General features: G+C 54.5%; 9 protein-coding genes. All 9 read left to right on the top strand.

The features are described 5' to 3' along the window. The first annotated feature begins 153 nt into the window (after positions 1 to 153). The 9 genes from sdhC (at position 154) to cydA (ending at position 12,538) form a co-directional block, all read left to right on the top strand. Complete coding sequence (gene sdhC / locus AC007G_RS01465; protein ID WP_004859662.1) at positions 154 to 558, top strand: succinate dehydrogenase cytochrome b556 subunit; 405 nt, start codon at positions 154 to 156, stop codon at positions 556 to 558. Next, the gene (gene sdhD / locus AC007G_RS01460; RefSeq protein ID WP_004859665.1) at positions 552 to 899 is read left to right on the top strand and encodes a succinate dehydrogenase membrane anchor subunit; all 348 of its coding nucleotides are present in this window, start codon (positions 552 to 554) and stop codon (positions 897 to 899) included. Before sdhC ends, sdhD begins: the two co-directional genes overlap by 7 nt. After that, positions 899 to 2,665 carry a succinate dehydrogenase flavoprotein subunit gene (gene sdhA / locus AC007G_RS01455; protein ID WP_004859668.1) on the top strand — a complete coding sequence of 589 codons (1,767 nt, stop codon included), beginning with the start codon at positions 899 to 901 and terminating at the stop codon, positions 2,663 to 2,665. Before sdhD ends, sdhA begins: the two co-directional genes overlap by 1 nt. 15 nt (positions 2,666 to 2,680) lie before the next feature. Beyond that, positions 2,681 to 3,397 (top strand): succinate dehydrogenase iron-sulfur subunit SdhB, encoded by a 717-nt coding sequence (gene sdhB, locus AC007G_RS01450; RefSeq protein ID WP_004859670.1) that lies wholly within the window; start codon positions 2,681 to 2,683, stop codon positions 3,395 to 3,397. Positions 3,398 to 3,904: 507 nt separating this feature from the next. Beyond that, positions 3,905 to 6,712 (top strand): 2-oxoglutarate dehydrogenase E1 component, encoded by a 2,808-nt coding sequence (gene sucA, locus AC007G_RS01445; protein WP_004859672.1) that lies wholly within the window; start codon positions 3,905 to 3,907, stop codon positions 6,710 to 6,712. A gap of 14 nt (positions 6,713 to 6,726) precedes the next feature. Continuing rightward, positions 6,727 to 7,947 carry a 2-oxoglutarate dehydrogenase complex dihydrolipoyllysine-residue succinyltransferase gene (gene odhB, locus AC007G_RS01440; RefSeq protein ID WP_032688799.1) on the top strand — a complete coding sequence of 407 codons (1,221 nt, stop codon included), beginning with the start codon at positions 6,727 to 6,729 and terminating at the stop codon, positions 7,945 to 7,947. Between the two features lie 145 nt (positions 7,948 to 8,092). Continuing rightward, entirely contained in the window at positions 8,093 to 9,259 is a 1,167-nt protein-coding gene (gene sucC, locus AC007G_RS01435; protein ID WP_004859677.1) for an ADP-forming succinate--CoA ligase subunit beta, read from the top strand. Further along, the gene (sucD, locus tag AC007G_RS01430) at positions 9,259 to 10,128 is read left to right on the top strand and encodes a succinate--CoA ligase subunit alpha (RefSeq protein ID WP_032688797.1); all 870 of its coding nucleotides are present in this window, start codon (positions 9,259 to 9,261) and stop codon (positions 10,126 to 10,128) included. Before sucC ends, sucD begins: the two co-directional genes overlap by 1 nt. An 841-nt stretch (positions 10,129 to 10,969) precedes the next feature. After that, positions 10,970 to 12,538 carry a cytochrome ubiquinol oxidase subunit I gene (gene cydA, locus AC007G_RS01425; protein ID WP_032688796.1) on the top strand — a complete coding sequence of 523 codons (1,569 nt, stop codon included), beginning with the start codon at positions 10,970 to 10,972 and terminating at the stop codon, positions 12,536 to 12,538. The last annotated feature ends 3 nt before the right edge of the window (positions 12,539 to 12,541 follow it).

The following is a 12,541-nucleotide window of genomic DNA, read 5'->3' as shown; positions in this document are numbered from 1 at the left end:
CCAGGTCTCCGGAACACCCTGCAATCCCGAGCCACCCAGCGTTGTCTGGTCACGTTTTAGCTCTTGAAAAGGGGTTTTATCATGACCACAGGTTATAGAAAGGACGCTGTCTGACCCGCAAGCAGACCGGAGGAAGGAAACAATAAGAACAGCATGTGGGCGTTATTCATGGTAAGAAATGTGAAAAAACAAAGACCTGTCAATCTGGATCTGCAAACGATCCGGTTCCCAATCACAGCGATAGCGTCCATTCTCCATCGCGTTTCCGGTGTGATCACCTTCGTGGCGGTCGGGATTCTGCTTTGGTTGCTGGGCACCAGCCTTTCCTCTCCAGAAGGTTTCCTCGTTGCGTCTTCCATCATGGATAGCTTCTTTGTGAAGTTCATCATGTGGGGCATCCTGACCGCGCTGGCATACCACGCCGTTGTCGGTATCCGCCACCTGCTGATGGATTTTGGCTACCTGGAAGAAACCCTCGAAGTAGGGACACGCTCCGCTAAGATCTCTTTTGTTATTACTGTCGTGCTTTCACTTCTCGCAGGAGTCCTCGTATGGTAAGCAACGCCTCAGCACTGGGACGCAACGGCGTACATGACTTCATTCTGGTTCGTGCTACCGCCATCGTTCTGACCCTTTACATCATCTACATGGTCGGCTTTTTTGCCACCACCGGTGAAATTTCCTGGGAAGTCTGGACGGGCTTTTTCTCCTCCGCATTCACTAAAGTCTTCACCCTGTTAGCCCTCGTTTCCATTCTGATTCACGCCTGGATCGGGATGTGGCAGGTGTTGACGGACTACGTTAAACCGCTGGCTGTACGCTTAATTCTGCAACTGGTTATCGTTGTTGCGCTGGTGGCTTACGTTCTTTATGGATTTGTTGTGGTGTGGGGTGTGTGATGAAATTGCCTGTCAGAGAATTTGATGCAGTTGTGATTGGTGCCGGTGGCGCAGGTATGCGCGCGGCGCTGCAAATTTCCCAGAGCGGCCAGACCTGTGCGCTGCTCTCTAAAGTGTTCCCTACCCGTTCCCATACCGTTTCCGCGCAGGGTGGCATCACCGTGGCGCTCGGTAATACCCATGAAGATAACTGGGAATGGCATATGTATGACACGGTGAAAGGCTCCGATTATATCGGTGACCAGGACGCCATCGAATATATGTGTAAGACCGGCCCGGAAGCGATTCTGGAGCTTGACCATATGGGTCTGCCGTTCTCCCGCCTGGAGAATGGCACCATTTATCAGCGTCCGTTTGGCGGCCAGTCGAAAAACTTCGGCGGCGAACAGGCGGCACGTACCGCTGCGGCGGCTGACCGTACCGGTCACGCGCTGCTGCATACCCTTTATCAGCAGAACCTGAAAAACCACACCACCATTTTCTCCGAGTGGTATGCGCTGGATCTGGTGAAAAACGCCGATGGCGCGGTGGTCGGTTGTACCGCATTGTGCATCGAGACCGGTGAAGTGGTTTACTTCAAAGCGCGTGCGACCGTGCTGGCAACCGGCGGCGCAGGCCGTATCTACCAGTCTACAACTAACGCCCACATCAACACCGGTGACGGCGTCGGTATGGCGATTCGCGCCGGCGTGCCGGTGCAGGATATGGAAATGTGGCAGTTCCACCCGACCGGTATCGCCGGTGCGGGCGTTCTGGTGACAGAAGGCTGCCGCGGTGAAGGCGGTTATCTGCTGAATAAACACGGCGAGCGCTTTATGGAGCGTTATGCCCCGAATGCGAAAGACCTGGCGGGTCGTGACGTGGTGGCGCGTTCCATCATGATCGAAATCCGTGAAGGTCGCGGCTGTGACGGCCCGTGGGGCCCGCATGCGAAGTTGAAACTGGACCACCTGGGTAAAGAGGTTCTGGAATCCCGTCTGCCGGGTATCCTGGAGCTTTCGCGTACCTTCGCCCACGTCGACCCGGTGAAAGAGCCGATTCCGGTTATCCCAACCTGCCACTACATGATGGGCGGTATTCCGACCAAAGTGACCGGTCAGGCGCTGACCGTGAACGAGCAGGGCGAAGACGTGGTGATTCCTGGCCTGTTCGCCGTCGGCGAAATTGCCTGCGTATCGGTCCACGGTGCCAACCGTCTGGGCGGCAACTCCCTGCTTGACCTGGTGGTGTTCGGTCGTGCGGTCGGTCTGCATCTGCAGGAGTCGATTGCCGAGCAGGGCGATCTGCTTGACGCTACCGAAGCCGAAATCGACGCGTCCCTTGAGCGTCTGAACCGCTGGAACGGTAACCGTAACGGTGAAGATCCGGTGGAAATCCGCAAAGCGCTGCAAGAGTGTATGCAGCATAACTTCTCGGTATTCCGCGAAGGCGATGCGATGGCCAAAGGGCTTGAGCAGCTGAAAGCGATCCGCGAGCGCCTGAAAAATGCGCGCCTGGATGACACCTCCAGTGAGTTCAACACCCAGCGCGTTGAGTGCCTGGAGCTGGATAACCTGATGGAAACTGCCTATGCCACCGCGGTTTCTGCAAACTTCCGTACCGAAAGCCGCGGCGCGCATAGCCGCTTCGACTTCCCGGATCGTGATGACGAAAACTGGCTGTGCCATTCCCTGTATCTGCCAGAATCGGAATCCATGACGCGTCGTAGCGTTAACATGGAACCGAAACTGCGTCCGGCATTCCCGCCGAAGATTCGTACTTATTAATGCGGAGACAGGAAAATGAAACTAGAGTTTTCAATTTATCGTTATAACCCGGACGTTGACGATGCTCCGCGCATGCAGGATTACACCCTCGAAGCGGAAGAAGGTCGTGACATGATGCTGCTGGATGCCCTGATGCAGCTGAAAGAAAAAGACCCGTCGCTCTCATTTCGTCGTTCCTGCCGTGAAGGGGTCTGTGGCTCCGATGGTCTGAACATGAACGGTAAAAACGGTCTGGCGTGTATCACGCCGATCTCCGCGCTGAATCAGCCGGGTAAGAAAATTGTCATCCGTCCGCTGCCCGGTTTGCCGGTTATCCGCGATTTGGTTGTAGACATGGGGCAATTCTATGCACAATATGAGAAGATTAAGCCTTACTTGTTGAATAATGGGCAAAATCCTCCGGCTCGCGAGCATCTGCAGAAGCCAGAGCAGCGCGAAAAACTCGACGGTCTGTACGAGTGTATTCTTTGCGCATGTTGTTCAACCTCTTGCCCGTCGTTCTGGTGGAACCCGGACAAGTTTATCGGCCCGGCAGGTCTGCTGGCGGCGTATCGTTTCCTGATTGACAGTCGCGATACCGAAACCGACAGCCGCCTGGAAGGGTTAAGCGATGCTTTCAGCGTATTCCGCTGTCACAGCATCATGAACTGCGTCAGTGTATGTCCGAAGGGGCTTAACCCGACGCGCGCCATCGGCCATATTAAGTCGATGCTGCTGCAACGTAGTGCGTAAGTAACCCGGTCTGTCCCGGATGGCGCTATCGCTTATCCGGGCTACCCGAAGCAGTAGCCCCGGCAGCGTTCGCGCCGCCGGGAAATGAATACCCTAAATAATTCGAGTTACAGGAAGGCGACGACGCCGCGAATCCCCAGGAGCTTACTCAAGTAAGTGACTGGGGTGAGTGAGGGAAGGCAACGCACATGTAACTTGAAGTATGAAGGGGATGGCAGGAAATCTTTAAAAACCGCCAAATATGTACCAGTAATCAAGGCGTTCAGCGCGAGGTAAGGCGGCAACTGAACGCATCCCCGGGAGCAGAGTGAACTATGTGACCGGGGTAAGTGAAGGCAGCTAACGCAACCGCAGCCTGAACGCCGAAGATTAATGGCAGTTTTTAAAGGTTCCTTCGCGGACGCAGAAGCCACAACTCGTCCGCAACAAGTGAACCCCGGCACGTACACTTGCTGTGCGTGGTAGTTTCTACGGCGAAATAAGCATATAAATGCTTAAGGGATCACGATGCAGAACGGCGCAATGAAAGCCTGGCTGGACTCTTCTTACCTCTCTGGTTCGAACCAGAGCTGGATAGAACAGCTCTATGAAGACTTCTTAACCGATCCTGACTCTGTTGACGCCAACTGGCGTTCTATGTTCCAGCAGTTACCTGGCACCGGAGTCAAACCGGATCAATTTCATTCGAAAACGCGTGATTATTTCCGTCGACTGGCGAAGGATGCCTCACGTTACACTTCTTCGATTTCCGACCCTGATACCAATGTGAAGCAGGTTAAAGTCCTGCAGCTCATCAACGCATATCGCTTCCGTGGTCACCAGCATGCGAATCTCGATCCGCTGGGACTGTGGAAGCAAGAGAGAGTGGCGGATCTCGATCCTGCATACCACGATCTGACCGAGGCCGATTTCCAGGAAAGCTATAACGTAGGTTCATTTGCTATCGGCAAAGATACGATGAAACTGGGCGAGCTGATTGCCGCGCTCAAACAAACCTACTGCGGCGCTATCGGCGCGGAATACATGCACATCACCTCTACCGAAGAAAAACGCTGGATTCAGCAGCGTATTGAGTCGGTAGCAGGGAAAGCCAGCTTTACCGCTGATGAGAAGAAACGTTTCCTGACCGAGCTGACAGCAGCCGAAGGCCTGGAACGTTACCTCGGCGCGAAATTCCCGGGCGCCAAACGCTTCTCGCTGGAAGGCGGCGATGCGCTGATCCCGATGCTCAAAGAGATGATCCGTCACGCAGGCAAAAGCGGCACCCGTGAAGTGGTGCTCGGCATGGCGCACCGCGGTCGTCTGAACGTGCTGGTTAACGTTCTGGGTAAAAAACCGCAGGATCTGTTCGACGAATTCGCCGGCAAGCATAAAGAACACCTCGGCACCGGTGACGTGAAGTACCACATGGGCTTCTCTTCTGACATGGAAACCGAAGGCGGCCTGGTGCACCTGGCGCTGGCGTTTAACCCGTCGCACCTCGAAATCGTCAGCCCGGTGGTTATCGGGTCGGTTCGCGCGCGTCTCGATCGCCTCGACGAGCCGAGCAGCAATAAAGTGCTGCCGATTACTATCCACGGCGACGCCGCGGTGACGGGTCAGGGCGTGGTTCAGGAAACCCTGAACATGTCCAAGGCGCGTGGCTACGAAGTGGGCGGTACCGTACGTATCGTTATCAACAACCAGGTGGGCTTCACCACCTCGAACCCGCTGGATGCGCGCTCCACGCCATACTGCACCGATATCGGTAAAATGGTTCAGGCGCCGATCTTCCACGTGAACGCGGATGACCCGGAAGCCGTTGCTTTCGTTACCCGCCTGGCGCTGGATTTCCGTAATACCTTCAAACGCGATGTCTTCATCGACCTGGTGTGCTACCGCCGTCACGGTCATAACGAAGCCGACGAGCCGAGCGCAACGCAGCCGCTGATGTATCAGAAAATCAAAAAACATCCGACTCCGCGCAAAATCTACGCCGACAAACTTGAGCAGGACAAAGTGTCGACCCTGGAAGATGCGACCGAACTGGTTAACCTCTATCGTGATGCGCTGGATGCCGGCGAATGCGTGGTTGAGGAATGGCGTCCGATGAATCTGCACTCCTTTACCTGGTCGCCGTACCTCAACCACGAGTGGGATGAGAGCTACCCGAGTAAAGTCGAGATGAAACGTCTGCAGGAGCTGGCTAAACGCATCAGCACCGTGCCGGACAGTATTGAAATGCAGTCTCGTGTGGCGAAGATTTATGGCGATCGCCAGGCGATGGCTGCCGGCGAGAAGCTGTTCGACTGGGGCGCGGCGGAAAACCTGGCCTACGCCACGCTGGTTGATGAAGGTATTCCGATTCGTCTCTCCGGTGAAGACTCCGGCCGCGGTACCTTCTTCCACCGCCATTCCGTGATTCATAACCAGGTGAACGGCTCGACCTACACCCCGCTGCAGCATGTGCATAACGGCCAGGAGCATTTCAAAGTCTGGGACTCCGTGCTGTCTGAAGAAGCGGTGCTGGCGTTCGAATACGGCTACGCCACTGCGGAACCGCGCACCCTGACTATCTGGGAAGCGCAGTTTGGTGACTTTGCTAACGGCGCTCAGGTGGTGATCGATCAGTTCATCAGCTCCGGCGAGCAGAAGTGGGGCCGGATGTGTGGTCTGGTCATGCTGCTGCCGCACGGCTACGAAGGCCAGGGCCCGGAGCACTCCTCCGCGCGTCTGGAACGCTATCTGCAGCTGTGCGCTGAACAGAATATGCAGGTTTGTGTGCCATCAACTCCGGCTCAGGTTTACCACATGCTGCGTCGTCAGGCGCTGCGCGGTATGCGTCGTCCTCTGGTGGTGATGTCGCCGAAATCTCTGCTGCGTCATCCGCTGGCGGTCTCCAGCCTGGACGAACTGGCGAACGGCACCTTCCTGCCGGCCATCGGTGAAATCGATGATCTCGACCCGAAAGCGGTGAAGCGTGTTGTCCTGTGCTCTGGTAAGGTTTATTACGATCTGCTGGAACAACGCCGTAAGAACGACCAAAAAGATGTCGCTATCGTGCGTATAGAGCAGCTCTATCCGTTCCCGCATCAGGCGGTACAGGAAGCGCTGAAACCTTACGCGCACGTACATGATTTTGTCTGGTGCCAGGAAGAACCGCTCAACCAGGGCGCGTGGTACTGCAGCCAGCATCACTTCCGCGAAGTGATTCCGTTTGGGGCCTCTCTGCGTTACGCAGGCCGCCCGGCCTCCGCCTCTCCGGCGGTAGGGTATATGTCCGTTCACCAGAAACAGCAACAAGATCTGGTCAATGACGCGCTGAACGTCGATTAATTAAAGGATACATAATGAGTAGCGTAGATATTCTGGTTCCCGATCTGCCTGAGTCCGTAGCTGACGCGACGGTTGCGACCTGGCATAAAAAACCGGGCGATAGCGTCCAGCGTGATGAAGTGCTGGTGGAAATCGAAACTGACAAAGTGGTACTGGAAGTACCGGCTTCAGCGGACGGCATTCTGGATGCAGTGCTGGAAGACGAAGGTGCCACCGTACTTTCTCGCCAGATCCTCGGTCGCCTGCGTGAAGGCAACAGCGCGGGTAAAGAGTCCGCGGCGAAAGCCGATGCGAAAGAGTCTACCCCGGCTCAGCGTCAGCAGGCGTCTCTGGAAGAGCAGAGCAATGATGCCCTCAGCCCGGCGATTCGCCGTCTGCTGGCTGAACACAACCTCGATGCGGCTGCCATCAAAGGCACCGGCGTCGGCGGCCGCCTGACCCGTGAAGATGTGGAGAAACATCTGGCGGCGGCACCGGCTAAAGCCGAAGCGAAAGCACCTGCCGCAGCGGCAGCACCGGTTGCACAACTGGGCCACCGTTCTGAAAAACGCGTTCCGATGACCCGCCTGCGCAAACGCGTTGCCGAGCGTCTTCTGGAAGCGAAGAACTCCACCGCCATGCTGACGACCTTCAACGAAGTCAACATGAAGCCGATTATGGATCTGCGTAAGCAGTACGGCGATGCCTTCGAAAAACGTCACGGTATCCGTCTGGGCTTTATGTCCTTCTACGTGAAAGCCGTGGTTGAAGCGCTGAAACGCTATCCGGAAGTGAACGCCTCTATCGATGGCGATGATGTGGTGTATCACAACTACTTCGACGTCAGCATGGCGGTCTCTACGCCGCGCGGTCTGGTGACTCCGGTTCTGCGTGATGTTGATCTGCTGGGCATGGCGGATATCGAAAAGAATATTAAAGAGCTGGCAGTGAAAGGCCGTGACGGCAAGCTGACCGTAGATGACCTGACCGGCGGTAACTTCACCATTACCAACGGCGGCGTATTCGGTTCTCTGATGTCCACGCCAATCATCAACCCACCGCAGAGCGCGATTCTGGGTATGCATGCCATTAAAGATCGCCCGATGGCGGTCAATGGCAAGGTAGAAATTCTGCCAATGATGTACCTGGCGCTCTCTTACGACCACCGTCTGATCGATGGACGTGAATCGGTAGGCTTCCTGGTTGCTATCAAAGAGCTGCTGGAAGACCCGACTCGTCTGCTGCTGGACGTGTAGTCAGCAAGAGTATTACCTACCGTAGGCCGGATAAGGCGTTTACGCCGCCATCCGGCGTTGATGAGATGCCTGATGGCGACGCAGCCGCGTCTTATCAGGCCTACAGGTTTAAAGATAATTATTCCCTGAAGGATGGACTGAACACATGAACTTACATGAATATCAGGCAAAACAACTGTTTGCCCGCTATGGCTTACCGGCGCCGGTGGGTTATGCCTGTACTACTCCGCGCGAAGCAGAAGAAGCCGCATCAAAAATCGGCGCGGGTCCGTGGGTAGTGAAATGTCAGGTTCACGCTGGTGGCCGCGGTAAAGCGGGCGGTGTGAAAGTAGTTAACAGTAAAGAAGACATTCGCGCATTTGCTGAGCACTGGCTGGGCAAACGCCTTGTGACCTACCAGACAGACGCCAACGGCCAGCCGGTTAACCAGATTCTGGTTGAAGCAGCGACAGATATCGCCAAAGAGCTGTATCTGGGTGCGGTTGTTGACCGTAGCTCCCGTCGCGTCGTGTTCATGGCCTCCACCGAAGGCGGCGTGGAAATCGAAAAAGTGGCGGAAGAAACCCCGCACCTGATCCACAAAATTGCGATCGATCCGCTGGCAGGCCCGATGCCTTACCAGGGGCGTGAGCTGGCGTTCAAACTGGGTCTGGAAGGTAAGCAGGTTCAGCAGTTCACCAAAATCTTTATGGGTCTGGCGACCATCTTCCTGGAGCGCGACCTGGCGCTGATCGAAATTAACCCGCTGGTTATCACTAAGCAGGGCGATCTGATCTGCCTCGACGGCAAACTGGGCGCCGATGGCAATGCGCTGTTCCGCCAGCCGGATCTGCGTGAAATGCGCGACCAGTCTCAGGAAGACCCGCGTGAAGCGCAGGCTGCGCAGTGGGAGCTGAACTACGTTGCGCTGGACGGCAACATCGGTTGTATGGTTAACGGCGCGGGCCTGGCAATGGGCACCATGGACATCGTTAAGCTGCACGGCGGCGAACCGGCTAACTTCCTCGACGTTGGCGGCGGCGCAACCAAAGAGCGCGTGACCGAAGCGTTCAAAATCATTCTTTCCGACAGCAATGTTAAAGCCGTACTGGTTAATATCTTCGGCGGTATCGTTCGTTGCGACCTGATCGCTGACGGCATCATCGGCGCGGTAGCAGAAGTTGGCGTAAACGTACCGGTTGTCGTACGTCTGGAAGGGAACAACGCCGAACTGGGCGCGAAGAAACTGGCTGACAGCGGCCTGAATATTATTGCAGCGAAAAGTCTGACGGACGCAGCACAGCAGGTTGTTGCCGCAGTGGAGGGGAAATAATGTCCATTTTAATTGATAAAAACACCAAGGTTATCTGCCAGGGCTTCACCGGTAGCCAGGGGACTTTCCACTCTGAACAAGCAATTGCTTACGGTACCCAAATGGTCGGCGGCGTTACGCCAGGCAAAGGCGGCACCACTCACCTGGGTCTGCCGGTGTTCAACACCGTACGCGAAGCCGTTGAAGCGACCGGCGCGACCGCGACCGTTATCTACGTTCCGGCGCCGTTCTGCAAAGACTCCATTCTGGAAGCTATCGATGCGGGCATTAAGCTTATCATTACCATCACCGAAGGTATTCCGACGCTGGATATGCTGACGGTGAAAGTGAAGCTGGATGAAGCCGGCGTGCGGATGATCGGCCCGAACTGCCCGGGCGTTATCACCCCAGGCGCTTGCAAAATCGGCATCATGCCGGGCCACATTCATCAGCCGGGTAAAGTGGGTATCGTTTCCCGCTCCGGTACGCTGACCTATGAAGCGGTTAAGCAGACCACCGATTACGGTTTCGGCCAGTCTACCTGTGTCGGTATCGGCGGCGACCCGATCCCGGGCTCTAACTTCATCGACATCCTGAAACTGTTCGAGGAAGATCCGCAGACCGAAGCGATCGTAATGATCGGTGAGATCGGCGGTAGCGCGGAAGAAGAAGCGGCTGCCTACATCAAAGATCACGTCACCAAGCCGGTTGTCGGTTACATCGCCGGTGTGACCGCGCCGAAAGGCAAGCGTATGGGCCACGCGGGCGCCATTATCGCAGGCGGTAAAGGCACGGCTGATGAGAAATTTGCTGCGCTGGAAGCGGCGGGCGTGAAAACCGTTCGTAGCCTCGCGGATATCGGCGAAGCGCTGAAATCAATCATTAAGTAAACCCTCTACTGCTCAAGCTGAGCAGTTAAATGTCCGATTTCGACATGGTTGGCCACCGTCAGGTGGCCTTTTTTATGCCTGTTTTTGCCATCGTTTCAAGAGGGGCCGCGACCTGGTTTTGCCGTGGCAGACCGCAGTTATTGAGAAAAACCATTTCTATTGTATTGATTTAACACCTTTTTTTCATAAATAATAACAAGCTATTTTCGGCAGGGGAGGGAATGATTCTCACTGCTATTTTTTGCCAGAAAATGAAAAGATAAAAATGATGATTTAATTGATGCTGTCTATCAGGAAAAAATACTGTGAAGCGTCTAACATTAATCAGATCGCTATTTTTTTTCACACGATACGCCTTAAAGTTAAATCATATTACCTATACTTCTCATATCTCTCTTTTTAGTAACCATTATCGGCATGCTTTAAACATATATTTAACATTACTTTCACCATTATTCTTTGTTGGGATACATAATTAACATGGGTGAGAAAAATTGATTTATATCAATACTTAAAGCTTGGAAAAAACCACAAAAAAACGTTAAATTGTCGCCAATCAAATTGGCCTAATTCAGGCATTTTCGCTATATATTGATCACCGTCGTAAATGTAAAACGGATTCAATAAAATCCTGTTTATTGTAAGGTTATTGCGGCGTAATATATTGGGGAATCAATTGGGTTTTTCGTTAACGTATTTGTAACCTTTGCGAGGAGCTGTTTCATCAGGCGACGAAACGGTAACGAAGCGGGAAGCAAGTTATTTTGTATTGGGGCATGCGTATGAACCCGGTGTGCAGGGTTCATTCTCGGAGTCTTCATGCGATGAGCAAGGAGTCATGATGTTAGATATAGTCGAACTGTCGCGCTTACAGTTTGCCTTGACCGCGATGTACCACTTCCTTTTTGTGCCACTGACGCTCGGTATGGCGTTCCTGCTGGCCATCATGGAAACGGTTTACGTCCTTTCCGGCAAACAGATTTATAAAGATATGACCAAATTCTGGGGCAAGTTGTTTGGTATCAACTTTGCGCTGGGTGTAGCAACCGGGTTGACCATGGAGTTCCAGTTCGGGACAAACTGGTCTTATTACTCTCACTACGTGGGCGATATCTTCGGTGCGCCTCTGGCCATTGAAGGTCTGATGGCCTTCTTCCTCGAATCTACCTTTGTAGGTCTGTTCTTCTTCGGTTGGGATCGTCTGGGCAAAGTTCAGCACATGGCGGTGACCTGGCTGGTGGCACTGGGTTCCAACTTGTCTGCATTGTGGATCCTCGTGGCCAACGGCTGGATGCAAAACCCGATCGCCTCGGATTTCAACTTTGAAACCATGCGTATGGAGATGGTCAGTTTCTCCGAACTGGTTCTGAACCCGGTTGCTCAGGTGAAATTTGTCCATACCGTCGCATCCGGCTACGTCTGCGGCGCGATGTTCGTCCTGGGTATCAGCTCCTACTATATGCTGCGCGGTCGCGACTTCGCTTTCGCTAAACGCTCCTTTGCCATTGCTGCCAGCTTCGGTATGGCGGCGATTCTCTCCGTTATCGTACTCGGTGATGAATCCGGTTACGAAATGGGTGACGTGCAGAAAACTAAACTTGCGGCCATCGAAGCCGAATGGGAAACACAGCCAGCACCGGCTGCCTTTACCCTGTTTGGTATTCCGGACCAGGATGCGCAAACCAACCACTTCGCCATCCAGATTCCTTATGCGTTGGGTATTATTGCCACTCGTTCCGTGGACACGCCGGTTATTGGTCTGAAAGACCTGCTGGCACAGCACGAAGCGCGTATTCGTAACGGGATGAAAGCTTACACCCTGCTGGAAGAGCTGCGCGCAGGCTCAACCGATCAGGCTGTACGTGATGAATTCAACAACGTGAAGAAAGATCTGGGCTACGGCCTGCTGCTGAAACGCTATACCCCGAACGTCTCTGACGCGACGGAAGCGCAGATTGCTATGGCGACGAAAGACTCTATTCCTCGCGTTGCGCCGCTGTACTTCGCGTTCCGTATCATGGTGGCCTGCGGCATCCTGATGCTCGGTATCATCGCGGCATCGTTCTGGACCGTTATTCGTAACCAGATTGGCGAGAAGAAATGGCTGCTGCGCATTGCGCTGTACGCGATTCCTCTGCCGTGGATCGCTATCGAGTCCGGTTGGTTCGTAGCGGAATATGGTCGTCAGCCGTGGGCGATAGGTGAGGTACTGCCTACTGCGGTAGCGAACTCGTCCCTGACCGCGGGCGACCTGATCTTCTCGATGCTGCTGATTTGCGGTCTGTACACCCTGTTCCTGGTCGCGGAGCTGTATCTGATGTTCAAATTCGCACGCCGTGGCCCAAGCAGCCTGAAAACCGGTCGCTACCACTACGAGCAGTCTTCCACGACTACTCAGCCGGCACGCTAAGAC

The sequence above is a fragment of the Klebsiella sp. CSG-1 genome (assembly GCF_056521145.1).
Note: the sequence above shows the minus strand (reverse complement) of the source record. Positions and strands in the feature narration are given on the sequence as shown.

What these genes read in the sequence shown, in the direction of transcription:
- sdhC (WP_004859662.1), top strand. Translation starts at nt 154, where the DNA reads ATGTGGGCGTTATTCATGGTAAGAAATGTGAAAAAACAAAGACCTGTC.
- sdhD (WP_004859665.1), top strand. Translation starts at nt 552, where the DNA reads ATGGTAAGCAACGCCTCAGCACTGGGACGCAACGGCGTACATGACTTC.
- sdhA (WP_004859668.1), top strand. Translation starts at nt 899, where the DNA reads ATGAAATTGCCTGTCAGAGAATTTGATGCAGTTGTGATTGGTGCCGGT.
- sdhB (WP_004859670.1), top strand. Translation starts at nt 2,681, where the DNA reads ATGAAACTAGAGTTTTCAATTTATCGTTATAACCCGGACGTTGACGAT.
- sucA (WP_004859672.1), top strand. Translation starts at nt 3,905, where the DNA reads ATGCAGAACGGCGCAATGAAAGCCTGGCTGGACTCTTCTTACCTCTCT.
- odhB (WP_032688799.1), top strand. Translation starts at nt 6,727, where the DNA reads ATGAGTAGCGTAGATATTCTGGTTCCCGATCTGCCTGAGTCCGTAGCT.
- sucC (WP_004859677.1), top strand. Translation starts at nt 8,093, where the DNA reads ATGAACTTACATGAATATCAGGCAAAACAACTGTTTGCCCGCTATGGC.
- sucD (WP_032688797.1), top strand. Translation starts at nt 9,259, where the DNA reads ATGTCCATTTTAATTGATAAAAACACCAAGGTTATCTGCCAGGGCTTC.
- cydA (WP_032688796.1), top strand. Translation starts at nt 10,970, where the DNA reads ATGTTAGATATAGTCGAACTGTCGCGCTTACAGTTTGCCTTGACCGCG.